22 protein-coding genes and 1 tRNA gene are annotated in these 23,474 nt (G+C 63.8%); 17 read left to right on the forward strand and 6 right to left on the reverse strand.

The features are described from left to right. Window positions 1-53 precede the first annotated feature (53 nt). The 3 genes from RI444_RS04730 to RI444_RS04740 all read right to left on the reverse strand — a co-directional run bounded on the left by RI444_RS04730 (window position 54) and on the right by RI444_RS04740 (window position 963). Window positions 54-452 carry an NUDIX hydrolase gene (locus tag RI444_RS04730; RefSeq protein WP_207605048.1) on the reverse strand — a complete coding sequence of 133 codons (399 nt, stop codon included), beginning with the start codon at window positions 450-452 and terminating at the stop codon, window positions 54-56. Further along, entirely contained in the window at window positions 449-889 is a 441-nt protein-coding gene (locus tag RI444_RS04735) for a DUF6314 family protein (RefSeq protein WP_021473638.1), read from the reverse strand. The genes RI444_RS04730 and RI444_RS04735 overlap by 4 nt, the downstream gene beginning before the upstream one ends. Window position 890: 1 nt before the next feature. Next, window positions 891-963: transfer RNA gene (locus tag RI444_RS04740), tRNA-Arg, on the reverse strand. 106 nt (window positions 964-1,069) lie between these two features. On the opposite strand from RI444_RS04740, the gene RI444_RS04745 reads away from it, so the two are divergent. Then, window positions 1,070-1,846, forward strand: coding sequence for a DUF998 domain-containing protein (locus tag RI444_RS04745; RefSeq protein WP_069696164.1), 777 nt, complete (start codon window positions 1,070-1,072; stop codon window positions 1,844-1,846). A gap of 257 nt (window positions 1,847-2,103) precedes the next feature. Further along, complete coding sequence (locus tag RI444_RS04750; RefSeq protein ID WP_069696163.1) at window positions 2,104-2,892, forward strand: DUF998 domain-containing protein; 789 nt, start codon at window positions 2,104-2,106, stop codon at window positions 2,890-2,892. Here the strand turns inward: RI444_RS04750 and RI444_RS04755 are convergent. Further along, window positions 2,861-3,568, reverse strand: a complete 708-nt coding sequence (locus tag RI444_RS04755; RefSeq protein ID WP_242703138.1) for a hypothetical protein — start codon at window positions 3,566-3,568, stop codon at window positions 2,861-2,863. The genes RI444_RS04750 and RI444_RS04755 overlap by 32 nt on opposite strands. A gap of 33 nt (window positions 3,569-3,601) precedes the next feature. Between RI444_RS04755 and RI444_RS04760 the strand changes: the two genes are divergently transcribed. The 13 genes from RI444_RS04760 (at window position 3,602) to RI444_RS04820 (ending at window position 19,273) form a co-directional block, all read left to right on the forward strand. Then, window positions 3,602-4,447: an inositol monophosphatase family protein gene (locus tag RI444_RS04760; RefSeq protein ID WP_021473634.1), complete on the forward strand. Its 846-nt coding sequence runs from the start codon at window positions 3,602-3,604 to the stop codon at window positions 4,445-4,447. A gap of 88 nt (window positions 4,448-4,535) precedes the next feature. Then, a complete protein-coding gene (gene pcrA, locus RI444_RS04765) occupies window positions 4,536-7,067 on the forward strand; it encodes a DNA helicase PcrA (protein WP_021473633.1) in 2,532 nt (843 codons plus the stop codon). Between the two features lie 22 nt (window positions 7,068-7,089). Continuing rightward, window positions 7,090-7,779, forward strand: coding sequence for a hypothetical protein (locus tag RI444_RS04770; protein WP_082694428.1), 690 nt, complete (start codon window positions 7,090-7,092; stop codon window positions 7,777-7,779). Between the two features lie 259 nt (window positions 7,780-8,038). Beyond that, window positions 8,039-9,208, forward strand: a complete 1,170-nt coding sequence (gene sucC, locus RI444_RS04775; protein ID WP_207605047.1) for an ADP-forming succinate--CoA ligase subunit beta — start codon at window positions 8,039-8,041, stop codon at window positions 9,206-9,208. A 12-nt stretch (window positions 9,209-9,220) separates the two neighbouring features. After that, on the forward strand, window positions 9,221-10,123 hold the full coding sequence (gene sucD / locus RI444_RS04780) for a succinate--CoA ligase subunit alpha (protein ID WP_021473630.1): 903 nt from the start codon (window positions 9,221-9,223) through the stop codon (window positions 10,121-10,123). Window positions 10,124-10,288: 165 nt separating this feature from the next. Then, window positions 10,289-10,693: a tautomerase family protein gene (locus RI444_RS04785; protein ID WP_021473629.1), complete on the forward strand. Its 405-nt coding sequence runs from the start codon at window positions 10,289-10,291 to the stop codon at window positions 10,691-10,693. A 161-nt stretch (window positions 10,694-10,854) separates the two neighbouring features. After that, window positions 10,855-11,862, forward strand: coding sequence for a 5-dehydro-2-deoxygluconokinase (iolC, locus tag RI444_RS04790; protein WP_021473628.1), 1,008 nt, complete (start codon window positions 10,855-10,857; stop codon window positions 11,860-11,862). Further along, window positions 11,859-12,821 carry a deoxyribose-phosphate aldolase gene (locus RI444_RS04795; protein ID WP_207605046.1) on the forward strand — a complete coding sequence of 321 codons (963 nt, stop codon included), beginning with the start codon at window positions 11,859-11,861 and terminating at the stop codon, window positions 12,819-12,821. The genes iolC and RI444_RS04795 overlap by 4 nt, the downstream gene beginning before the upstream one ends. A 39-nt stretch (window positions 12,822-12,860) precedes the next feature. Continuing rightward, window positions 12,861-14,789, forward strand: a complete 1,929-nt coding sequence (gene iolD / locus RI444_RS04800; protein ID WP_069696156.1) for a 3D-(3,5/4)-trihydroxycyclohexane-1,2-dione acylhydrolase (decyclizing) — start codon at window positions 12,861-12,863, stop codon at window positions 14,787-14,789. A 44-nt stretch (window positions 14,790-14,833) separates the two neighbouring features. Further along, window positions 14,834-16,348, forward strand: coding sequence for a CoA-acylating methylmalonate-semialdehyde dehydrogenase (locus RI444_RS04805; protein ID WP_021473625.1), 1,515 nt, complete (start codon window positions 14,834-14,836; stop codon window positions 16,346-16,348). Between the two features lie 67 nt (window positions 16,349-16,415). Further along, window positions 16,416-17,333, forward strand: coding sequence for a sugar phosphate isomerase/epimerase family protein (locus tag RI444_RS04810; protein ID WP_021473624.1), 918 nt, complete (start codon window positions 16,416-16,418; stop codon window positions 17,331-17,333). A gap of 46 nt (window positions 17,334-17,379) precedes the next feature. After that, the gene (locus RI444_RS04815; protein WP_021473623.1) at window positions 17,380-18,393 is read left to right on the forward strand and encodes a Gfo/Idh/MocA family protein; all 1,014 of its coding nucleotides are present in this window, start codon (window positions 17,380-17,382) and stop codon (window positions 18,391-18,393) included. A gap of 10 nt (window positions 18,394-18,403) precedes the next feature. Then, complete coding sequence (locus tag RI444_RS04820; protein WP_021473622.1) at window positions 18,404-19,273, forward strand: sugar phosphate isomerase/epimerase family protein; 870 nt, start codon at window positions 18,404-18,406, stop codon at window positions 19,271-19,273. Window positions 19,274-19,349: 76 nt separating this feature from the next. Here RI444_RS04820 and iolB read toward each other — a convergent pair whose 3' ends face one another. Both iolB and RI444_RS04830 read right to left on the reverse strand, forming a co-directional pair. Then, window positions 19,350-20,243 (reverse strand): 5-deoxy-glucuronate isomerase, encoded by an 894-nt coding sequence (gene iolB, locus RI444_RS04825; RefSeq protein WP_207605045.1) that lies wholly within the window; start codon window positions 20,241-20,243, stop codon window positions 19,350-19,352. Window positions 20,244-20,259: 16 nt separating this feature from the next. Beyond that, a complete protein-coding gene (locus tag RI444_RS04830; protein WP_021473620.1) occupies window positions 20,260-21,000 on the reverse strand; it encodes a GntR family transcriptional regulator in 741 nt (246 codons plus the stop codon). A 318-nt stretch (window positions 21,001-21,318) separates the two neighbouring features. Here RI444_RS04830 and RI444_RS04835 point away from each other — a divergent pair, with 318 nt between their 5' ends. Continuing rightward, window positions 21,319-22,314 (forward strand): substrate-binding domain-containing protein, encoded by a 996-nt coding sequence (locus tag RI444_RS04835; protein WP_021473619.1) that lies wholly within the window; start codon window positions 21,319-21,321, stop codon window positions 22,312-22,314. A gap of 94 nt (window positions 22,315-22,408) precedes the next feature. Further along, a complete protein-coding gene (locus RI444_RS04840; RefSeq protein WP_021473618.1) occupies window positions 22,409-23,467 on the forward strand; it encodes an ABC transporter permease in 1,059 nt (352 codons plus the stop codon). Window positions 23,468-23,474: the final 7 nt, after the last annotated feature.

The following is a 23,474-nucleotide window of genomic DNA, read 5'->3' on the forward strand; positions in this document are numbered from 1 at the left end:
ACTGACTGGCATTAGGGGTTGCTCTGAGCCCTCAGAACAACCCCTATTGCCAGTTACTTCGGGGATTCGAGGGCAGGGAGGACGTGGTCCGTGAGCAGCGGTGCGAGGTCCTCCGGCCAAGGCTCCGTCACATCGAGCCAACGGATCTCAGCGATCTCCGCCGACGGGTGCGCCTCCCAGATGCCAGGCGCCGTGAAGACCGTGGCCTCGATGGTGGTGGCTTCCTCATTGGCGGCCACGGCATGCCAAACGCCCGCTGGCTCGAGGTCCGCGGGCGCCACATCGATGCCGACTTCCTCCAGCAGCTCCCGCGACGCCGCCTCCGCGGCGTTCTCGCCGGCCTCGGGCTTCCCGCCGGGGTGCATGAATTTCCCGGTGCCGCGCTTGCGAACGGTCAGGAGTTGGCCGGCCCGGTTGTAGACACAGACGGCACTGACCACGATCACGTTCATTGCGCTCTCTCCAAGTGCGATTCCAGCAGCAGGTCCTTGGCCGGGCCGTGGACGTCCCACGTGAAGCTGAAGGAATCCGGTCCTTGCCAGGAATAGCGGACGTGATAGTCGTCGGGGTCGCACCAGTGCTTGTCCGTGGCCAGGCCGGAGAAGCTCATCACATGGAAAGGACGGCCATCAGGGAAGAAGACGTCCAGGGTGCGCCGGTCGGCGCCGGGTTTCAGGACATACTCACGGAAAGCGGGGCCGGTGTGCGTGGGCCAGTGCATGGTTCCGTCTTCGCGGTAGTCCAGTCCGCCGTCGGGGTTCCTGGTGTAACGCACGACGCCGGTAAAGGTTCCGCGGGTGCCGGTGGCGCGGTCCAGAAGGGTTCGTTCCACGGACCATTCGCCGGCCAGGTAGGCCAGCAAGTCCTCCGGCGGCTGATGGTCCTTCAAGTGCCCTCGATTGGAATCGAACCAACGACACCGGCTTTAGGAGAGCCGTGCTCTATCCACTGAGCTACGAGGGCATGTTTCCTGGTCCTGGATTCCTCCGCGGAGGGGTCCAAGGCCCGGACACGACTACAAGCATACAAGCTGCCGGGGCAGTGCCCGAACACCGCTAGGCTGGCGGACATGAAAGGACAAGCGACTGCGCCGGAAGTGGCCGGAACTTTCCTTCCGAACGTTCGGAGCATCCGGGCAGGGATCGGTGGCTGGGCGCAACTGAGTGTTGTCCAGTACTTCGTGGCAGAGGCCGCTGTGATCGAGGCGTGGGCGGGCCCGGAGCCCTACAGCCGTGCCACCGGATTCATCAGCGACCTCGGTGCCGTGTCCTGCGGGGTCTACGAGGACCGCGACGTTTGTTCACCCCTGCATCTCCTCATGAACGTGTCCTTTGTTGTGCAGGGACTGGCCTTGGTGTTGGGTGCGTTGTTCCTGACGGCGGGCCTGCTGTGCGTTGCCGCCCGACCGGGGGTTCCTGCCCGGCGCTTCCACACCAATTCCGTGCGGGTGTTGGCCAAGCCGTGGATCCTTGCCGTGGCTATCCGGATCCTTACGGGTGTTGCCGGCGTGGGGACGATCATCGTGGGCCTGGTTCCCGAGGACTACGGCTCGCCCTGGCATTTGGCCGGCGCGCTCATGTTCTTCATCGGCGGCGGGTTCGCGTTGCTGCTGTTTGGCTTCCTCTGGATGAAGCAAACGCCGGTGAGCTGGTTCCTTGCCGCTTGCGGTGTTGTGTGCGTCGGGGCCCTGGTTGTTGGCGGAGTGACTGCCATGGATGTGCCCCAGCCGGGTTTGCTGGAGCGGTTCATGGCGTACCCGGTGACCGTCGGGTTGGCTGCGGCGGGCCTGGTGATCGCGCAACGCGTGCATCGGGAGCGGCGTTTCCGTGCCCTGCAGGCCCGGTAGGGGTGCTCGCAGGTCCGGTTGGGGCGGGCCGGGCGGGAACGGTAGCGGCACAGGTCCGGAACGGGTCTCTCCGGGTGGGGCGCACCCTTTTCCGCCGTGCGCGCCCGTACGAATAGGGGCGTCGGGCGGGAACAGCAGCGCCACAGGTCCGGAACGGGCGCGCCGGGCGGGAACAGCAGCGCCACAGGTCCAGAAACGGGCGAGAACCATGCTCACAAGGGCTGCGTCGTGCACGGCCCGGGTCTATCCTTGGCGCTATGACGACGGCGGCTGGTCCGCGGGGCGGTGAACGGGGGCTTTTGCCGGACCTCGCAGGGCGACGCGAGCTTGTTGGAGGTTGGGCGGCGATCACGCTCATCCATTACTTCGTGGTGGAAGCGATTGCGATGGCTGCGTGGCGTGGCAACCCTGGCTACGACCGGCGCGAACACGTCATCAGCGACCTAGGGGCAGCACACTGCGGCCCGTTCAACGGCTACGAGGTCTGTTCGCCCCTGAATTGGCTAATGAACGCCTCGTTCGTGCTTCAAGGAGTGGCCATGGTGCTGGGAGCAGTGTTGCTGAGTTCGGCCGTATTGTCCGTGGCAGCGGAGCACGGGCAGCGAGCCATCACGCCAGCCATGGCAGGCAGGTCCGCCGAGGCTTTTCCTTGGATCGCGGCGTGGGCGGTGCGTGCATTGGTCCTCGTTGCCGGGATCGGACAGGCCATGGTGGGCCTGGTTCCTGAGGACACGGACCTTGCGCTGCATCTGACCGGCGCCGGCATGTACTTCATTGCCGGACCGCTGGCCCTGGTGGTCCTGGGCCTGGTGTGGCGGGGGCACACGCAGATGTCTTGGATGGTCCTGTTATTCGGAGTGGTGTCCCTTGGAACCACGATCTACGTCCTGGCAGTCCAGTTGCGGGTGGAAGAGGCCGGCGCAATCGAACGCACCATGGCGTACCCCATCATCCTGGGCTTGTCATTGGTGGGCTTGGTGGTGGCCCGCCGTGTCACCAAGGAACGCAGGGCAGTCAGGACTTTGGGGCGTCCGGCCCTCCAGTAGCGCCCGCCCCTCCGGTAACCTTCGGCCCTTTAGTGGCGTCCGGCCTTTCGGCAGCGGCAGCAGAATCCTTCCGCCCAAGGAACACCGCAGCCACACCACACAGCAAGCTGAGAAGGAACAGCACCCACGACGCAACTGTGACCGCCGACGCCACGGCCACCGAAGCGGCGTCGGGCGCTTCCGCGGCCAGTACCGAATCGATGGCGACGTTCGACCACAAGTGCGCCACGGCAAAAAGCAGGGGAGCCGCCCACATGGCCCACCGCCATGCTTTGCGGGCAACGTTGGTGCCGATGAGCAAGAGCCAGCTGAAACCGAAAATCAGCGGAAACAGGGTCCCGGCGGTCCTATGCACGTAGTTCAACTGTCCGCGGGCGTCCTCGTCCATGGCCGCGTGCAGTTGGGCGATGTAGTCCTGCGAGAAGCCGCCGATGAGCGAGTCGGGCATGGCCAGGCCACCGGACAACTGGGTCATCTGGTTCAGGGTGAGCAGGTGCAGGTACCAGAACAGGAAAAGGCTGGCCACCACGCCGGCGATGACAATCAGTTTCGAGTTGCTCTGCGCCTTCTGGGGAGTCCGGGCGGTGGTGGGATTAATGACGGGCGGCAACGAGTGTTCCGGAACCACTGCCTTTGCTCCGTGTTTCTTGATGCGCTGCGCTGGGGTCTTGGCCATGTGATTCATTATCCCGCCACATAAGCTGGAACCATGACCATCGGCAGGCACACAGCAACTGAACTCGATCCATCCCTCGACGATTACCAACTGGCCAGCGCTTTGGTCCGCGAGGCAGGCCAGCTCGCGCTCCTGATGCGGATGGGCGGCCTGCAGGGCGAGCGCAAGACTTCGGTGTCCGACGTCGTCACGGCAGCCGACCGGGCCGCTGAAGCCTACGTGCTGGAACAGTTGCGCCGCTGCCGGCCGGATGACGGAATCCTTGGCGAGGAGGGCGCATCGGTAGCCGGGACCAGTGGCCGGACGTGGGTGATCGATCCCGTGGATGGCACGTACAACTTCCTGCACGGCTCCACTTACTGGTGCTCTGCCATAGCCCTCAAACGGAACGATTCGGACCACGGGGGCAATGCCGTGGCGGATCCTTCCGTGATCCTCGGCGCCATCTACCAGCCCGAAACGGACAAGCTCTGGCTCGGCGGCGAAGAACGCGCAGCAACCCTTAACGGCGAAGCGATCTCCGGTTCGGGTGATACCTCAGTGAGCCAACTGTGCGCGGCGACGTACATCCATCCGACCTGGCTCGCCGACCCCCGGACCGCCATGCCGTGGCATGCAGCCGCCATCACCGCAGCATCGCTGCGGATGTTCGGTTCAGGATCCTGTGACCTTGGCCGCGTCGCCGACGGTGAACTCGGGTGCTGGTTCCAACACAGCTGCCCCGAATGGGACTGGCTTCCGGGCAAGGCGATTGTCCGGGCTGCCGGCGGGGACACCGCGGTGGTGCAGGTCAACGGGCTGAATTGGTTCGTGGCGGGAGGCTCGACGGCGGTCAGGGAGTTGAGCGCGGCTCTTACTTCAGTGCCGCAGTTCGCTTAGTTCGCCTGGCTTTCAGTGGCCCGGTCCCGTCCACGGACCGGGCCCGGGCCAAGGAGTGTCAGACCCACCGCCTAGACTGGTAGGCACCATGGATATGTTGTTTGACCCCTACGCAGACGGACCCTTCAACGCAGGCCCCCGGGCCGCAGTCAAGGCTGCGCCGGAGCTTTCCCGCCCCGGTGGTGGTGCGGGAGGCGCCCGGGTGGGAACGGACAACAGCGGCCCGGGGGAGGCCCCCGGCTCGGGCGGCTGGGGTCATCACGACGGCGGGATGCCGACCGCCGATGCGCTTCTCCAGGGGTTGAACCCGCAGCAGGAAGAAGCCGTGAGGCATGCCGGCAGCCCCCTGCTGATCGTGGCAGGTGCCGGCTCCGGCAAGACCCGCGTCCTCAGCAACCGCATTGCCTACTTGATCGCCACCAAGCGGGCGCATCATGGCGAGATCCTGGCTATCACCTTCACCAACAAGGCCGCCGCGGAGATGCGCGAACGTATCGAAGCCTTGGTGGGCGGCCGGGCCAAGGCCATGTGGATTTCCACCTTCCACTCCTCCTGTGTCCGCATTTTGCGGCGTGAGGCGGCCAACGTCGGGCTGAACTCCAACTTCTCTATCTACGATTCCGCGGACTCCCTGCGGCTCATCACGCTCGTGGCCAAGAACCTGGACCTGGATCCCAAGAAGTTCCCGCCCAAGGCAATCCAGCACAAGATTTCGGCGTTGAAGAACGAGCTGGTGGACGACGATTCCTTCGCGTCCTCGGCCAACTACAACGATCCTTTCGAAACTGCGGTCGCCGAGGTCTTCAAGGGCTACACGCAACGTTTGCGGCAGGCAAACGCCATGGACTTCGATGACCTTATTGCCCAGACCGTTTACATGTTCCGGGCATTCCCGGCGCTCGCGGAGTCGTACAGGCGGCGCTTCCGGCACGTCCTGGTGGATGAATACCAGGACACCAACCACGCCCAGTACGCCTTGGTGCGGGAGATCGTGGGTCTGGGCACTGACACGGATGTGGCCCCCAGTGAACTGACGGTGGTGGGCGATTCCGACCAATCCATCTATGCCTTCCGTGGCGCGGACATCCGCAACATCGTGGAGTTCGAACACGATTACCCGAATGCGCGGACCATCAAGCTGGAGCAGAACTACCGCTCCACCCAGAACATCCTCAGCGCAGCCAACGCGGTGATCTCCCGTAACCCCAACCGGCAGGAAAAGCGGCTGTGGACGGCCGAGGGCGACGGCGAGAAAATCATTGGCTACGTCGGTGAAAACGAACACGACGAAGCCCAGTTCATCGCCAAGGAGATCGACCGGCTGCAGGACGAGGAAGGGCTGCGTCCGGGCGATGTGGCCATCTTCTACCGCACCAACGCGCAGTCCCGGTCCATCGAAGATGTGTTGGTTCGCGTGGGCTTACCGTACAAGGTTGTGGGCGGCACCCGGTTCTACGAACGCAAGGAAATCAAGGACGCCCTGGCTTACTTGCGTGTTCTGGTGAACCCGGACGACGACGTCAACTTGCGCCGCGTGTTGAACGAACCCAAGCGCGGGATCGGAGACCGCGCGGAGGGTGCCATTGCCGCCCTCGCAGAGCGTGACCGGACTTCCTTTATGGACGCTGCCCGCCGGGCGGACCAGGCACCGGGAATGGCCACGCGTTCGGTGAACGCAGTGTTGGGCTTCGTGAAACTCCTGGATGACCTCGCCGAGGTTGCTACGGGTTCGGGAGCGTCGGCTGCGTTGGAAGCCGTCCTTGAACAAACCGGCTATCTTGCGGGACTCCGTGCCAGCAACGATCCCCAGGACGAGTCCCGCGTAGAGAACCTCGCCGAACTTGTTGCGGTTGTCCGGGAATACGAACGGGACAACCCGGAAGGGACGCTGGGTGAGTTCCTGGAACAGGTTTCACTTGTTGCCGACGCCGACCAGATCCCGGACGCCCCCGGCGCCGACATCGATGCCGCTGTTGCCGAGGCGAAACGCTTGGGCGTTGTCACGCTCATGACGCTGCACACTGCAAAGGGCCTGGAGTTCCCCGTGGTGTTCCTGACCGGCATGGAGCACGGAATCTTCCCGCACCAGCGCTCGGCCACGGACCCGAAGGAACTCGCCGAGGAACGCCGCTTGGCTTACGTAGGCCTCACGCGTGCCCGTCAGCGGCTGTATGTCACCCGCTCCGAGGTCCGCAGCATGTGGGGCCAGAGCCAGTACAACCCGGCCAGCCAGTTCCTGCAGGAAATTCCTTCGGAGTTGGTGGACTGGAAGCGTGAAGGAACCAGCCGCCAGGTGGGAGGGTGGGGTAACGCGCCCATCGGGTCCAAGCAATACGGCGGGTCTTTCTGGGGTGCGGGAGGCTCGCGCGGCGCTTCCGCCAGCCCAACGGCGGGTTTCGACGCCGACGTTCCGGCCGCCGTCGCACGCACCCGAGTGCAGCCGCAAAAGGAAGTCATTTCCGTGGCCGTGGGGGACAAGGTCAACCACACCAGCTTCGGCAACGGCGTGGTGCTGGGCGTCGAAGGCGCCGGGGACAAGACCGTGGCGAAGGTGAAGTTCGACGTCGGCGAGAAGCGGCTGCTTCTGCGTTACGCGCCGCTGACCAAGCTTGATGCGTGACACCCACGGCATAATTGGTCGCATGCGACGGACTGTATTGGGGATCCTTGCCGCCTTGCTCCTGCTGAGCAGCACGGCGTGTTCCTTCTCCACCAAGGATCCCAACTACGTTCCGCCGGAGCCTTTGCCTCCCTTGGAGCAGTTGAAGCAGGTCCCGGTCACGGAGCAGACCTCCCTGGCTGCAGGCAATGACGTCACGGCCTTTGTGACGCCGGACCGCAACATCGTCTGTGCCATGACGTCGGCCAGGGGCGGCCACCTCAACGTGCCCTACGAGCCGAACAGCTACTCGGACTCGGCCAACAACAAGTTTGCCGTGGTTCCGGTGGTCCATTGCGAGCTGGCGGCGTACCCCAAGCCCGAGGTGGATGACGTCGCCGATGACTGTGGCGGCACCGGCCTGGGGTACCTCGGCGGCACGGTCTTGTTGACTCCGGACAGTGCCGTGTACGGCTCGTGTCGCTCCGGCGTAACACAGATGGAGGCGGAGTTCGGGCCCAAAGGCAGCAAGGACGGACCCGTCTCGCAGCTTCGGGAGTTGAGCGAAGGGCAGAACATTGAGCGCAACGGCCTGCGTTGTTCGGCCTACAACAGCGGGGTTGCCTGCGGAAACGTTTCCGGCGGGGTGGCGTTCTTCGTCAGCCGTGAGGGCTACCAGCTGGTTTCCGACGGCGGCAAGACGGTCCGCGGGAGCCTCAAGAAACTTTCCTGAACACCGCCGGGGCTTCCGGAGGGCCAAAAATCCCCGTTATCACGGGGATTTTCTACGTTCCATAGAAGTGTAAGCTTACTCACTTAACCGGTAGTGTGGGAGGGGCGGGACTCCTCAAAGGGCTAAAGTTCCGAGAGGACCTTACGCAATGTGACCGGACGTTGATTCGGATTTTCGCTGCGTACTTTCCGCAGCTGGCTTCGCGTCATCGCGGTTCCGGCTGGACAGAAACTACTTCGACGTAGAAGGACACTAAACCGTGGACCTGTTTGAATATCAGGCGCGCGATATGTTCGAAGCGCACGGTGTACCCGTGCTCGCCGGCATCGTGGCGCACACTCCTGAAGAAGCGAAGGCAGCTGCTGAGAAGATCGGTGGCGTTACTGTCGTCAAGGCACAGGTTAAGGTCGGTGGCCGCGGCAAGGCTGGCGGCGTGAAGGTTGCCAAGTCCGCCGATGAGGCGCTTGAGCACGCAACCAACATCCTGGGCATGGACATCAAGGGCCACACCGTCAACAAGGTGATGATCGCCCAGGGTGCCGACATCGCCGAAGAATTCTACTTCTCGGTCCTCCTGGACCGTGCAAACCGCAACTACCTGGCCATGTGCTCGGTTGAGGGCGGCATGGAAATCGAGCAGCTCGCCGTCGAGCGTCCCGAAGCCCTGGCCAAGGTTGCCATTGATCCGGCAGTCGGCATCGATCAGGCCAAGGCCGACGAAATCGTTGCAGCCGCAGGCTTTGCCGAAGAACTCCGCGGCAAGGTTTCCGATGTGATCCTGAAGCTGTGGGACGTCTTCAAGAAGGAAGACGCCACCCTGGTTGAGGTGAACCCCTTGGTCCGCACGGGTGCAGGCGAGGTCGTTGCCCTGGACGGCAAGGTCTCCCTGGACGAGAACGCAGATTTCCGCCACGTCCACCACGCTGAGCTGGAGGACAAGGAAGCAGCTGACCCGCTTGAGGCCAAGGCAAAGGCGCAGGACCTCAACTACGTGAAGCTGGACGGCGAAGTCGGCATCATCGGCAATGGTGCCGGTCTTGTGATGTCGACCCTCGACGTCGTTGCTTACGCCGGCGAGAACCACGGCAACGTGAAGCCCGCCAACTTCCTTGACATCGGTGGTGGAGCTTCCGCTGAGGTCATGGCCAACGGCCTTGACGTCATCTTGGGCGACTCCCAGGTCAAGAGCGTCTTCGTCAACGTCTTCGGTGGCATCACCGCTTGTGACGCAGTCGCCAAGGGCATTGTGGGCGCACTGGCAGAGCTCGGTTCTTCCGCGAACAAGCCGCTGGTTGTTCGCCTCGACGGCAACAACGTCGAAGAGGGCCGCCGCATCCTGACCGAGGCCAACCACCCGCTGGTTACCCTGGCCGCCACCATGGACGAGGGCGCCGACAAGGCCGCCGAGCTCGCCAACGCAGCTAAGTAAAGGGACGCGAGAATGTCTATCTACCTCAACAAAGACTCCAAGGTCATCGTTCAGGGCATCACGGGCGGCGAAGGCACCAAGCACACCGCACTGATGCTCAAGGCCGGCACCAACATTGTTGGCGGCGTCAACGCCCGCAAGGCCGGCACCACGGTCCTGCACGGCGACAAGGAAATCAACGTCTTCGGCACCGTCAAGGAAGCCATGGCTGAAACCGGCGCAGACGTGTCCATCGTCTTCGTTCCGCCGGCATTCACCAAGGACGCCGTTGTTGAAGCCATCGAAGCCGGCATCGGCCTGGTCGTGGTCATCACCGAAGGCGTTCCGGTTCAGGATTCTGCCGAGTTCTGGGCCCTCGCCCAGTCCAAGGTTGACGCCGACGGCAAGCAGATCACCCGCATCATCGGACCGAACTGCCCCGGCATCATCACCCCTGGTGAGGCATTGGTCGGTATCACCCCGGCCAACATCACCGGCAAGGGCCCCATCGGCCTGGTTTCCAAGTCCGGTACCTTGACCTACCAGATGATGTACGAACTCCGCGACCTCGGTTTCTCCACCGCGATCGGCATCGGCGGTGACCCGATCATCGGCACCACCCACATCGACGCCCTGGCTGCGTTCGAAGCCGACCCGGAGACCAAGGCGATCGTCATGATCGGTGAAATCGGTGGCGACGCTGAAGAGCGTGCAGCCGACTTCATCAAGGCCAACGTCACCAAGCCTGTTGTGGGCTACGTGGCAGGCTTCACGGCTCCCGAAGGCAAGACCATGGGCCACGCAGGCGCCATCGTCTCCGGTTCCGCCGGAACCGCACAGGCAAAGAAGGAAGCCCTTGAAGCAGCAGGCGTGAAGGTCGGCAAGACGCCGTCCGAGACCGCCAACCTCCTGCGCGAGGTTTACGCAGCGCTCTAGTCTTTACGGCTGACCCACGACGGCGGCCCGTCACCTTTCCAGCGAAAGGTGGCGGGCCGCCGTCGTGCTTTAAGCGAACCGCCGCGAACGACCGGCACCGGGGTGTACCCAAAGTTCCACATGTTTGTTAGTATGTCAGGACAAACTTCTGGAAAGGACACTTCCATGCCCTTGGTACGCATTGACGTCAACGAAGGCCGCACCCGCGAAGAGTTGGCAACCATCAGCCGCACCGTCCATGACGCCATCCTGGCCGAATATGGAATCCCCGAGCGCGACTACTTCCACATCCTCACCGAGCACCCGCAGGGTCAGATCGTCGCCCAGGACGCGGGCCTCGGTTTTGAGCGTAGTTCCGGGGTGGTCATGATCCAGATCTTCACCCAGGGCGGCCGCAGCCAAGATGCAAAGAGCGCCCTCTTTGCGGCGATTGCGAAGGGCTTGGGCGAGGTGGGGATAGCCGGTGAAGACGTCTTCGTGGGCTACGTGGAGAACACTGCAGGGGACTGGTCGTTCGGCTTTGGCCGCAGCCAGTATGTCACCGGCGAGTTGGCTGTCCCGGCCAAATAACCGGGCCCTGTGTCACGTTGTAAATATGTCAGTACAAACCTTTGACAGGACATTAAATCTGGTGCAAAGTAGTCATGTGGCCCCGCTCACTGAGGGGTAGCAAGGCATTGGGGCCCAGCGCTCAAAGGTTCAGAGTTCCAAGAGAAAGGTCAACGAGTACCGTGACCCACGAACTGCTCACAATCGGGCGCATCAGCGTTGATATCTACCCGAACGACATCGGAGTCGGGCTGGAGGATGTAACCTCCTTCGGCAAGTACCTGGGAGGTTCGCCCTCCAACGTGGCCGTTGCTGCCGCCCGCCACGGCCGCCGCACCGGCGTTATCACCCGCACCGGCGATGATCCCTTCGGCAGCTTCCTGCACCGCGAACTGCGCAAATTCGGCGTGGACGATTCGTTCGTCACGCCGGCGGCCGGGCAGACTCCCGCCACCTTCTGTGCCATCAAGCCGGCCACCGACGAATTCCCGCTGTACTTCTACGGCCGGTTCCCCACGGCCCCGGACCTGCAGATCAAGGCCAAAGAGCTGGACCTGGACGCAATCCGGGACGCCGGGATCTTCTGGTCCACCGTCACCGGCCTGTGCCAGGAGCCCTCACGCAGCGCCCACATCGCGGCGCACGAGGCACGCCCCCGGACCGGCCTGAAAGAGGGCCAGTTCACCATCCTGGACCTCGACTACCGGCCAATGTTCTGGGCATCCGAAGAGGAAGCCCGCGCCGAGGTTGCCAAGATCCTCCCGCACGTGACGGTCGCGATCGGCAATGACAAGGAATGCGCCGTGGCCGTAGGGGAGGGAACTCCTGATGAGCAGGCGGACCGCCTCCTGGCCGCCGGCGTGGAGATCGCCGTCGTGAAGCTTGGCGCGGAAGGCGTCATGGCCAAGACCCGCACCGAGCGCGTGGTTTCCGCACCCGTGCCGGTGGAGACGGTCAACGGCTTGGGCGCCGGTGACTCCTTCGGGGGAGCTTTCTGCCACGGCTTGCTGTCAGGCTGGCCTCTCTCCGAGGTTCTGGACTACGCAAACGCTTCCGGTGCGATCGTCGCATCCCGCCTCTCTTGCGCGGATGCGATGCCGACGCCGGACGAGGTCACCTCGCTGCTGGCCGAACGCGGCCGGCCCATCCCCGGCGCATCCGCCGCACTCGCAGAAGGAGCCGTGCGTTGAGCCTCAACGATGACCCCCGCCGTTACGAACACCTGAGCCGGATCCGGCTGGAGGACCCGCAGGCCGTGGCCCGCGCAGCTGCCACCCGCCGTCGTCACCCCGGCCTGAAGCACGGCGTGCAGAACTTCATTGTTGCCGCCGACCACCCGGCCCGCGGCGCCCTCGCCGTCGGCAGCGACCCGATGGCCATGGCCGACCGCCGCGATCTTCTGGACCGTCTGCAGATCGCTCTGGCTAACCCGGCCGTTGACGGCATCCTGGCCTCGCCGGACATCATGGATGATCTGCTGCTGCTCGGCGCCCTCGAAGGCAAGCTCGTCTTCGGTTCCATGAACCGCGGCGGCCTTGCCGGCTTGGTGAATGAGTTCGATGACCGTTTCACGGGCCACACCGCCGCTGCCCTTGAGGCGCTCGGTGCCGATGGCGGCAAGATGCTGACCCGCATCTGCCTGGGCGATCCGGACACGGTGGCTACCTTGGAAGCTACGGCGAAGGCGATCGATTCGCTCGCCGAGCGGAAGCTGATCGCCATGGTGGAGCCGTTCCTGTCCGTGCGCGACGCCAACGGCAAGGTCCGCAACGATCTCCGCGCCGATGCCGTGATCAAGTCTGTCGGCATCGCCGAGGGCCTCGGTTCCACCAGCGCCTACACCTGGATGAAGCTGCCCGTGGTGGCCGAGATGGAACGCGTCATGGCCTCCACCACGCTGCCCACGGTACTCCTTGGCGGTGACCCCGACGGCAGCCCTGATGAAGTCTTCGCGTCGTGGCAGGCCGCGCTGGCGTTGCCCGGCGTGCAGGGCCTCACCGTTGGGCGGACGCTTCTGTACCCGCACGACGGCGACGTGGCAGGTGCCGTCGCGACGGCCGCCTCGCTGCTGAACAACACTGCGCCCGCGGCACTTGACCCCGCAGGGCTCACCTCGTCAGACCGTATCCCCGTGAAAGTATCGGAGTAACTCGCCATGCGGACCATAACCGGAACAGCAACCCGTCGGATGACCGTGGCGCAGGCCGTGGTCGAGTTCCTGTCCAAGCAGTACACCGTTGATTCGGTGGGTGGCGTGGACTTCCGTGAGCGCCTGATTCCGGGCACATTCGGCATTTTCGGGCACGGCAACGTTGCCGGTGTGGGCCAGGCATTGAAGCAGTATCAGGCCGCTGACCCGTCCATCATGCCGTACTACCAGGGCAGGAACGAGCAGGCCCAGGTCCACCAGGCTGTGGGTTATGCCCGGCACACGCGCCGCCGCCAGACGTTCGCGATCAGCACCTCGATCGGTCCGGGGTCCTCCAACCTGCTCACCGGTGCAGCCCTGGCTACGACCAACCGGCTGCCGGTGTTGCTGCTTCCGTCTGATACGTTCGCGACCCGTGCCGCTGACCCTGTGCTGCAGCAGCTCGAGCTGCCATACGCGTACGACATCACGGTCAATGATGCGTTCCGGCCGTTGTCGAAGTTCTTTGACCGGGTGAACCGTCCGGAGCAGTTGTTCTCCGCGTTCCACCACGGCCTGCGGGTGCTGACGGACCCGGCCGAGACCGGTGCGGTGACTATTTCGTTGCCGCAGGATGTCCAGGCCGAGGCGTTTGATGTTCCCGAAGAATTCCTGGCCGAGCGGGAGTGGCGTATCCGCCGTCCCGAAGCCGAGGATGACGACATCCGCCGTGCCGTGGAAGCGATCCGTGCTGCGAAGCGTCCGCTGATCATTGCCGGCGGCGGTGTTCTCTACGCGTACGCCAATGAGGAACTGGCGAAGTTCGCTGAGCTGACCGGTATTCCGGTGGGCAACACGCAGGCCGGTGTCGGCGTGCTCCCGTGGGACCACAAGTACTCCCTTGGCGCGGTCGGTTCCACGGGAACGACGGCGGCGAACGCCATCGCTGCCGAAGCGGACCTCATCATCGGTATCGGCACCCGCTACGAGGACTTCACTACCGCGTCCCGCACGGCGTTCCAGAACCCGGACGTGAAGTTCGTGAATATCAACGTCGCCGCGATCGACGCGTACAAGCACGGCACGCACCTGCCCATCGTGGCCGATGCCCGCAAGGCGCTCGTGAAGCTGAACCAGGCCCTGGGCGGCTACCGCGTGGGCGCTGACCTGGAGCAGAAGGTCGCCGCCGAAAAGAAGCGCTGGGACGCGACCGTGGATGAAGCGTTCGAGACACGCTTCACGCCGTTGCCGGCTCAGAACGAAATCATTGGTGCCACGAACAAGGCCATGGACGCCCAGGACGTGGTGATCTGCGCGGCCGGGTCACTGCCCGGCGACCTGCACAAGATGTGGCGGGTCCGGGACCCGTTCGGGTACCACGTGGAATACGCGTACTCCTGCATGGGCTACGAGATCCCCGGTGGTTTGGGCGTCAAGCGTGCAGCGCTTGCCGAGGCAGCAGCAGGCGGCCCGGAGCGGGATGTGGTGGTCATGGTGGGGGACGGCTCATACCTGATGATGCACACCGAACTGGTCACCGCCGTCGCCGAACGCATCAAACTGATCGTGGTGCTGATCCAGAACCACGGCTACGCCTCCATCGGCTCCCTCTCGGAGACGCTGGGTTCGCAGCGTTTCGGTACCCAGTACCGGGTGCTGGACAAGGAACAGCACTCCTTCGACGCCGGCGAGAACTTGCCCATCGACCTCGCCACGAACGCCGAATCCCTCGGCGCGAAGGTCATCCGGATCGAACCGGGCGAGAAGGTCATCGCCGAACTCGAACAAGCCATCCGCGACGCCAAGGCAGCCCCCGAGGAGACCGGCCCGATCGTGATCCACGTCGAATCCGATCCGCTCCTGGACGCCCCGTCCTCAGAGTCCTGGTGGGACGTGCCCGTCTCGCAGGTCTCCGAACTGGAATCCACGCAGCAGGCCTACAAGACCTACACCGACCACAAGAACCGCCAGCGCAAACTGCTCGGCTAGAACCCAGACATCCGCCCCTAAAGCTAGAAGACGAGGAAGTCCGCATGTCGACGACGACCACCACTTTGACCACTATCAACCACTTCATCAACGGTGCTGAGTCAGCCGGTGAAGGTGACCGCACCCAGCCGGTGTACAACCCGGCCACGGGCCAGGTCACTGCCGAGCTGCGCCTGGCGAACGAGAATGACCTGAACACCACGGTCGCCGCAGCCCGGAAAGCCGCTGATTCCTGGGGTGATATTTCCCTGGCCAAGCGCACCGCGGTGCTGTTCAAGTTCCGTGAACTGGTCGCAGCCCACGTGGACGAACTCGCTGAACTGATCACGGCCGAGCACGGCAAGGTCCTCTCCGACGCCAAGGGCGAGATCGGCCGTGGCCTGGAAGTCATCGAGTTCGCCTGCGGCATCCCCTCGCTGCTGAAGGGTGATTACTCGGACCAGGTCTCCACCGGCATTGATGTGTTCTCCTTCCGCGAACCGTTGGGTGTGGTGGCCGGTATTACCCCGTTCAACTTCCCGGTGATGGTGCCGTTGTGGATGGCACCGATGGCCATCGCCACCGGTAACGCGTTCATCCTCAAGCCCTCGGAGCGGGACCCGTCCCCGTCGCTGCTGCTGGCCAAGCTGTGGCAGGAAGCGGGCCTGCCTGATGGTGTGTTCCAGGTCCTGCACGGCGGCAAGGAAACCGTTGATGGGCTGTTGACGCACCCGGACGTTGACGGCATCTCCTTCGTGGGCTCCACCCCGATCGCCCAGTACGTCCACGAAACCGCCACGAAGCACGGCAAGCGGGTCCAGGCACTTGGTGGGGCGAAGAACCACGCGATCGTGCTCCCGGACGCTGACCTGGACAACGCCGCGGACCACCTCGCCGCCGCTGCTTTCGGCTCGGCGGGGGAGCGCTGCATGGCGATCTCCGTGGCCGTCGCCGTCGGGGACGCCGCTGACCTGCTGGTGAAGAAGGTCGAAGAACGCGCCCTGGCCGTGAAGGTCAACAACGGCACCGAACCCGGCGCCGAAATGGGCCCGGTCATCACCCCCGCCTCGAAGGAACGCATCGTCAAGATCGTCACCGAAGCAGAAAGCGCCGGTGCCGCGATGGTGGTGGACGGACGTGACCTGGTCGTCCCAGGCCACGAAGACGGCTTCTGGGTAGGCCCCACCGTGATCGACCACGTCAAGACCGAAATGACCGCCTACACCGAGGAAATCTTCGGACCCGTCCTGGTGGTGGTCCGCGTGGACACCCTCGAAGACGGCATCAAGCTGATCAACTCCAACCCGTACGGCAACGGCACCGCGATCTTCACCTCCTCGGGAGCGGCGGCACGGAAGTTCCAGCGCTCGGTGACGGTGGGCATGATCGGTATCAACGTGCCCCTGCCCGTCCCGGTGGCCTACCACTCCTTCGGCGGCTGGAAGGCATCCCTCTTCGGTGACAAGCACATCTACGGCCCCGAAGGCGTCTCCTTCTACACCCGCGGCAAGGTAGTCACCTCCCGCTGGCCCGAAACCCACCACGCCTCCGGCGCCTCCTACAACTTCCCCTCCAACTAGCCCCCATCTCCGCTGCCCCGGCACCAAAGCCGGGGCAACGGAGGCTATCAAGAAAGACACCGTTGTCATGACTGACGTCGAGAACAAACTCATCATCGGCACAGCTCCCGATTCCTGGGGTGTTTGGTTCGCGGACGATCCCCAGCAAACACCGTGGGAGCGGTTCCTGGACGAGGTCGCAGAGTCCGGCTACAAGTGGATCGAACTGGGTCCCTATGGCTACCTGCCGACCGACCCCGCCCGCCTCGCGGAAGAACTTAAGCAGCGTGACCTGAAGGTCAGCGCCGGTACTGTCTTTACTGCTTTCCACCGCGGCGCCAAGCAGTACGAGGAAGCCTGGGAGCCCGCCCGCAAGGTAGCCGAACTCACGGCAGCCATGGGCGGCGAACACATTGTGGTTATCCCGGCCATGTGGCGCGACGACGTCACGGGCGAAGCCGTGGAGAACGGCGAACTGACGGACGAGCAGTGGGCAGACCTGTTCGCCGGCCACAACCGCATGGGGAAGGTCCTGCTGGAAGACTTCGGGCTGCACCAGCAGTTCCACTCCCACGCCGACTCCCACGTGGGGGCGCAGAAGGACATCGAGACCCTCCTCGCCGCTACGGATCCCCAGTACTTGAACCTGTGCCTGGACACCGGCCACGCCGAATACTGCGGAGCCTCCAGCCTTGAGCTCATCAAGAACTACCCGGAGCGCATCGGCTACCTGCACCTGAAGCAGATCAACCCCGAGGTCCTGGCCGAAGTCAATGAGAAGAACATGACCTGGGCAGCGGCAAACCTGGCCGGCGTCATGACCGAGCCGCCGAACGGCCTTCCGGACCTGCGTGCCGTCATCGAAGCCGTGGAGGGCCTGAACCGCCCCATCTTCGGCATCGTGGAACAGGACATGTACCCGGTAGCCTTCGACGTACCGATGCCGATCGCCAAGCGCACCCGCAACTACCTGCTCTCCTGCGGCTCCCGGACCCGTGTCCAGTAGCACCGTCCAGTAGCAGCCAAACCACACTCACCAAAGGACAGAAACTGTGACAAAGACTCTCCGCGTAGCCGTCATCGGCGCAGGCCGCATGGGTGCTGACCACATCAAGCGCCTCAGCACGCGCATCCACGGTGCTGAAGTTGCCGCCGTCGTCGACGTTGACCTGGCCCGTGCGCAAGCCGCCATTGAAGGCATCGACGGTGCAGTGGCCCTGGCCAGTGCCGACGAGGCCCTCAACAACGGCGACGTCAACGCCGTCCTGATCGCCACGCCGGGGTTCCTGCACGAGGAAATCCTGTACAAGGCGCTGGAGAAAGACTTCCCGATTCTGTGCGAGAAGCCCCTGACCCCGGACGCCGAGAGCTCCTGGAAGGTTGTCCAGGCGGAGCTCGTCCTGGGCCACAAGCGCATCCAGGTTGGTTTCATGCGCCGTTTCGACGCCGAGTACTCGGCTTTGGGTTCCATCATCCGCAACAGCGAATTGGGGGAGCTGTTGATGCTGCACCACCAGCACCGGAACCCGAGCACGCCGGAGGGCTTCACCAATGAGATGCTGATCAACGACTCCGTGGTCCACGAGTTCGACGCCATCCGCTACTTCACCGGCGAGGAGATCACGTCCGTGCAGGTCCGCCTGGGCAAGCCAACGCGCAACGCTCCCAACGGCCAGCACGATCCCCAGCAGGTCCTGATCGAAACCGAATCCGGTGTACTGGCCGACGTCGAAATCTATGTCAACGCCAAGTTCGGCTACCAGGTGGCTACTCAGGCTTCCTTCGAGGACGGCATCGTGAGCATCGGCGGTGACAGCGGCCCGTACGTCCAGACCGCGGGCAAGTGGGGCGGCAACGTCACGCCCGGTTTCGAGGACCGTTTTGGAGCCGCGTACGACGTCGAGGTGCAGGCTTGGGTGGATGCGGCACTTCGCGGCGAAATCGGCGGACCAACGGCATGGGACGGCTACGCCACCGCCGCCTGCTGCGAGGCCGGCGTTGAGGCGCAGAAGTCCGGAGAGAAGGTCAAGGTCCACTTGAACGCCAAGCCGGATCTGTACAAGTAGGGGACTGAACATGAAGATCGCACTTGATCCCACACCCTTCCACCACAGCCACAGCCTGCTGGAGTTCCCCCGCGTTGCTGCCGACCTCGGGTACAAGTACCTGCAGATGACGCCGCACGCGGACCTCATCCCCTTCTACAACCACCCCAAGGCCGACGATGAACTGGTAGGCAAGCTGAAAGCAGCGTGCAAGGATGCCGGCGTGGAAATCGCTTCCGTCCTGCCCGTGCTTCGCTGGTCCGGGCCGGACGAAGATGCCCGTGAGGCCGCTGTCCGCTACTGGAAGCGGGCCATCCGGATTGCCGTGGACCTTGGCGTCCAGACCATGAACACCGAGTTCAGCGGGCGCCCGGAGAAGGCCGAGGAATCCGAGCGTGCCTTCTACCGTTCCATGGAGGAGCTCCTGCCGATCATCGAGCGCGAAGGCCTTGACGTGCTGATTGACCCGCACCCGGACGACTTCGTGGAGGACGGACTGGCCGCTCTGCGTGTCATCCGCGGCGTCAATTCGCCGAACATCGGGATGGTCTACGTCGCCTCGCACACGTTCCACATGGGCAACAAACCGTTGGAGATCATGCGTGCCGCCGGTGACAAGCTGCGTCTGGTGCACATCTCCGACACCATGAACCACCACGCCTCCCACGGCCTGAGGTACATCACCAACCCGCCCGGGAACGCCGTACGCGTCCACCAGCACCTGAAGATCGGTGACGGGGACGTCAACTGGAACGAGTTCTTTGGTGGCCTCAAGGAGATCGGCTTCCTGGACAAGGAGAACACCGTGATGGTTTCTTCCGTGTTTGCCGAGGACGAGAACGCCGAGGAAGTCTCCCGCTACCAGCTCAAGACCATGACGGATTACATCGCCCAGGCCTAGTAGCGCTGAACACCAAGGAAGCCCCTGTGAATCACAGGGGCTTCCTTAGTGCTTGGAATCAGGCTTATTGTCTGGGTCAGGCCGTGAACGGGAGCCGCGGGTCCACGTCCTGGCCTTCCAAGGTCTGGCGGATCCAGCCGTGGTGGGGGTCGTCGCTGATGAGCCAGTCCCGGACGCGGCCGGGGCCGGCCATGACGTTCAGGTAGTAGAGGTCGTAGCCGGGTGCTGCCATGGCGGGGCCGTGCCAGCCGTAGGGCACCAGGACAACGTCGCCGGTGCGGACTTCGGCGGAGACGTCGATGGGACGCTCATCGGAGGCGTAGACGCGGGCGTAGCCGATGGCGTCCGCATCTTCCGGGGCGGGGGAGCCGGGGGCTACGCGGGTTTCGAAGTAGTAGATCTCCTCGAGGCTGGTTTCGCCGTCCTTTTCCTCGTCGTGCTTATGGGGAGGGTAGGAGGACCAGTTGCCGGCGGGGGTGATGACTTCGCAGACGATGAAGCGGTCGGCTTCCAGTGCTGCGGGTGTGCCGAAGTTGTGGACCTGGCGGGAGCAGTTGCCGGCGCCGCGGAGTTCAACCGGGGTTTCTGCGGCGGTGATCAGCCTGGTGGGGTACGACGCTTTGGCGGGTGCGGTCGCGACGGCGACGCGGCCGCCGTCGTTCGAGCTGATGGTGACCGCTTTCTCGATGCCGGTGTAGAGAACGTCGCTTGGCCCGTGGAAGACAGACTGCCGTCCCTGAAGACGGTACTGCTCGCCGTCGACCGTCACCGTGAAGGAGCCGCTCAGCGGCACCACGATGCGTTCCTCGCCCGCGGCGGAAAGCTCGACGGCGGAACCTGCGGCGAGCGTCGCCACCTTCAGTCCCGTGTGGGCCCAGCCGTCAACGGCGAGGCTGGAATCGGAGGTGCCGAGGGAGATGTCCCACTTGCCGTCGGCGGCGGTTCCCAGCGGGTATACCCAGTTGGCCATAAGTTAAGTCCTTGCGTTAGCGCTGTACGAGGGTCATTTCAAAGCTGTAGGAATCGCCGCGGTAGACGTGGTGGCCGGTTTCCACCATGCGTCCGGTGTCGTCCACCGCGGTGCGTTCCATGGTCACCAGGGCCGATCCCACGTCGGTTTCCAGCAGGGGTGCCTGGTAGTCGTTGGCGATCATGGCGCCGATCCGCTGCGAGGCGAGGCGGAAGTTGACGCCGCCGCGCCGCAGGATGGCGTAGAGGCCTTCGCTGGCGAGCTGGGCTTCGTCCATGGTGACGATGTCATCACGGACCCAGTTCTCCATGAGGGCCAGCGGTTTGCCGCCTACTTTGCGGAGGCGGGTGAAGTGGTAGACCTTGGAACCGGCAGGCAGCTGCAGCGCGGCGAGGGTGGCCGCATCCGCTTCGTCGTGGGCGAAGCTCAGCACATCCGTAGTGGGCTTTTTGCCGTTGTTGCTGAGGTCGTCGTAGAGGCTGGAGAGTTCCAGGGGACGGCGGACCTGACTGGCAACAACCTGCGTTCCCACGCCGCGCTTGCGGACAAGGAGTCCGGCACGGACCAGTTCGTCCATGGCCTTGCGCATCGTGGGTCGTGACAGGTTGAGCTGTGCCGCGAGGTCGATCTCGTTGTCCAAGCGGCTGCCCGGTTCCAGGACGCCGCTGTGGATGGCAGCTTCAATGCCTTGGACAACTTGGTGGTAGAGCGGCACCGGGGACGAACGATCGATGCTGAGGCTGAGTTGGTTCGCCACTGGTTTCCTCCTGGACGGCTGTGCATGACCGGCGGGAGCAGGGTTTCGGCTCCTCTGCCGGAAGGATGTATTTGTCCGTTCATGTTCTCTTGATAGGACATACTGCCTTTTCCTGATCATAGCAGCCGGGTTTCCGCCGTCAAGGAAGTGGCCTTGAGGGACGTGTTCCTTGACTGGTACGAGGGGTTGAAACGTAAAAACATCCTAATGTCAGGACAAAGTATTGACAAAGTGTGAGGTCAGTCACCATGATCTGAGTAGTGGATGGTTCGGATACGAGTCTCCGGACACCCCAAGCTGACATCAAAGGAGATAACGGTGGCAAAATTCTCGTGGCGCAAAGCGGCCCTCGCCGCAGCAGTGGTTCCCCTCATAGCACTGAGCGCCTGTTCGAGCCAGGGCGGCAGGCCGTCCGATTCCGGTGGTGGAGCTGCCGCCGGCCAGGTGGCCTCCACCGACCGCATCAAGGTAGCCCTCATCACGCACGCCGCAGCAGGTGACACCTTCTGGGACATCGTCCGTAAGGGCGCCGAGGAAGCCTCAGCCAAGGACAACGTCGAACTGCTTTACACGAGCGATCCCGAAGCCGGGCGGCAAGCCCAGTTGGTGCAGCAGGCCATCGACCAGAAGGTTGACGGCATCGCAGTAACGGTCGCCACCCCTGACGCCCTGAAGGACGTCCTGAAGAAGGCAACCGACGCCGGCATCCCCGTAGTCAGCCTCAACGCCGGTGAGTCCGTATCCGCCAAGCTCGGAGCATTCACCCACTTCGGTTCCAACGAACAGTTGGCCGGCGAAGCCGTGGGCACCCGCCTCGCCGCTGAAGGGTACAAGCACCCGGTCTGCGTCATCCAGCAGCAGGGCCACGTCGGCCTGGAAGCGCGCTGCGCAGGCGTGAAGGCCAAGGTCCCCGCCACTGAGATCCTCTACGTGGACGGCAAGGACATGACAGCGGTTCAGTCCACCGCCACCGCCAAGCTCCAGGCTTCCAAGGACGCAGACGTCATCATCGGCCTCGGTGCTCCGATCACGCTGACCCTCCTGAAGTCCGTCACGGATGCGGGAAGCTCCTCCAAGGTAGCCAGCTTCGACCTCAATGCTGAACTTGCCCAGAAGATCGTTGATGGCAACGTCATCTTCACCGTGGACCAGCAGCCCTGGCTCCAGGGCTACATGTCCGTTGACGCCCTGTGGCAGGCCAAGCGCGGCGGCTTCAAGATCGGTGGCGGCCAGCCCGTCCTGACCGGTCCCACCATCGTGGACAAGGCCAACGCCTCTGACGTCCTCAAGTTCGCCCAGCAGGGCGTCCGCTAATCCAGGCATCAGGCTGCGCGGCCCACACCGCGCAGCCTGACCAACCGCGAAGCCTGAACAACCGCGAAGCCTGAAACAACAAGGAGTCATCCCCATGGCAAGCACAGCAACCCTGCCACCGGCACCAGCCCCGGCGTCCGGTGACGAACGGGTAGGACGCCGCAACCCGTTCCAGAAATTCCTCGCCCGCCCGGAGGTCGGCGCCCTCGTTGGCGCAGTAGTCCTCTTCATCTTCTTCGCCTCCGTATCGCAAACCTTCACCCAGCCCAACGCCCTGGCCACAGTGCTTTACGGATCCTCAACCATCGGCATCATGGCCGTCGGTGTTTCCCTCCTGATGATCGGCGGCGAGTTCGACCTTTCCACCGGCGTCGCCGTCATTTCCTCGGCCCTGACAGCCTCGCTGTTCAGCTGGTACTTCTCTATGAACGCCTGGGTCGGTGTCCTGCTGGCACTGGTGGTTTCCCTTGCCATCGGATTCATCAACGGCTGGATCCTCATCAAGACCAAACTGCCCAGCTTCATCGTCACCCTGGCGACCTTCCTCATGCTGACCGGCCTGAACCTGGCACTCACCCGGCTTGTGGGCGGTTCCGTTTCCTCGCCGTCGATCTCCAAGCTTGACGGCTTCGAATCTGCCCGCGCAGTCTTCGCCTCGTCCATCAGCATCGGCGGGGTGGAAGTGAAGATCACCGTCTTCTTCTGGATCGTCCTGGTTGCCGTGGCCTCCTGGATCCTGCTCCGGACCCGGATCGGCAACTGGATCTTCGCCGTCGGCGGTGACGCGAACGCTGCCCGCGCAGTTGGCGTGCCGGTGACCAAGACGAAGATCGGCCTCTTCATGGCCGTCGGCTTCTGCGGCTGGATCCTCGGCATGCACAACCTCTTCGCCTTCGACGCCGTCCAATCCGGCGAAGGCGTCGGCAACGAGTTCCTCTACATCATCGCCGCGGTCATCGGCGGCTGCCTCCTCACCGGCGGTTACGGATCGGCGATCGGCGGGGCCATCGGTGCCTTCATCTTCGGCATGGCCAACAAGGGCATCGTGTACGCACAATGGAATCCGGACTGGTTCAAGTTCTTCCTGGGCTTGATGCTGCTGCTGGCTACCATCGTCAACCTCATCGTCAAACGCCGGGCAGAGCTGAAGTAAGGGGCCG

Source organism: Paenarthrobacter sp. AT5, from assembly GCF_032764245.1.
Taxonomy (GTDB): domain Bacteria; phylum Actinomycetota; class Actinomycetes; order Actinomycetales; family Micrococcaceae; genus Arthrobacter; species Arthrobacter ureafaciens.

What these genes read in the sequence shown, in the direction of transcription:
- RI444_RS04730 (WP_207605048.1), bottom strand. Translation starts at nt 452, where the DNA reads ATGAACGTGATCGTGGTCAGTGCCGTCTGTGTCTACAACCGGGCCGGC.
- RI444_RS04745 (WP_069696164.1), top strand. Translation starts at nt 1,070, where the DNA reads ATGAAAGGACAAGCGACTGCGCCGGAAGTGGCCGGAACTTTCCTTCCG.
- RI444_RS04750 (WP_069696163.1), top strand. Translation starts at nt 2,104, where the DNA reads ATGACGACGGCGGCTGGTCCGCGGGGCGGTGAACGGGGGCTTTTGCCG.
- RI444_RS04755 (WP_242703138.1), bottom strand. Translation starts at nt 3,568, where the DNA reads ATGGCCAAGACCCCAGCGCAGCGCATCAAGAAACACGGAGCAAAGGCA.
- RI444_RS04760 (WP_021473634.1), top strand. Translation starts at nt 3,602, where the DNA reads ATGACCATCGGCAGGCACACAGCAACTGAACTCGATCCATCCCTCGAC.
- pcrA (WP_021473633.1), top strand. Translation starts at nt 4,536, where the DNA reads ATGGATATGTTGTTTGACCCCTACGCAGACGGACCCTTCAACGCAGGC.
- RI444_RS04770 (WP_082694428.1), top strand. Translation starts at nt 7,090, where the DNA reads ATGCGACGGACTGTATTGGGGATCCTTGCCGCCTTGCTCCTGCTGAGC.
- sucD (WP_021473630.1), top strand. Translation starts at nt 9,221, where the DNA reads ATGTCTATCTACCTCAACAAAGACTCCAAGGTCATCGTTCAGGGCATC.
- RI444_RS04785 (WP_021473629.1), top strand. Translation starts at nt 10,289, where the DNA reads ATGCCCTTGGTACGCATTGACGTCAACGAAGGCCGCACCCGCGAAGAG.
- iolD (WP_069696156.1), top strand. Translation starts at nt 12,861, where the DNA reads ATGACCGTGGCGCAGGCCGTGGTCGAGTTCCTGTCCAAGCAGTACACC.
- RI444_RS04805 (WP_021473625.1), top strand. Translation starts at nt 14,834, where the DNA reads ATGTCGACGACGACCACCACTTTGACCACTATCAACCACTTCATCAAC.
- RI444_RS04810 (WP_021473624.1), top strand. Translation starts at nt 16,416, where the DNA reads ATGACTGACGTCGAGAACAAACTCATCATCGGCACAGCTCCCGATTCC.
- RI444_RS04820 (WP_021473622.1), top strand. Translation starts at nt 18,404, where the DNA reads ATGAAGATCGCACTTGATCCCACACCCTTCCACCACAGCCACAGCCTG.
- iolB (WP_207605045.1), bottom strand. Translation starts at nt 20,243, where the DNA reads ATGGCCAACTGGGTATACCCGCTGGGAACCGCCGCCGACGGCAAGTGG.
- RI444_RS04840 (WP_021473618.1), top strand. Translation starts at nt 22,409, where the DNA reads ATGGCAAGCACAGCAACCCTGCCACCGGCACCAGCCCCGGCGTCCGGT.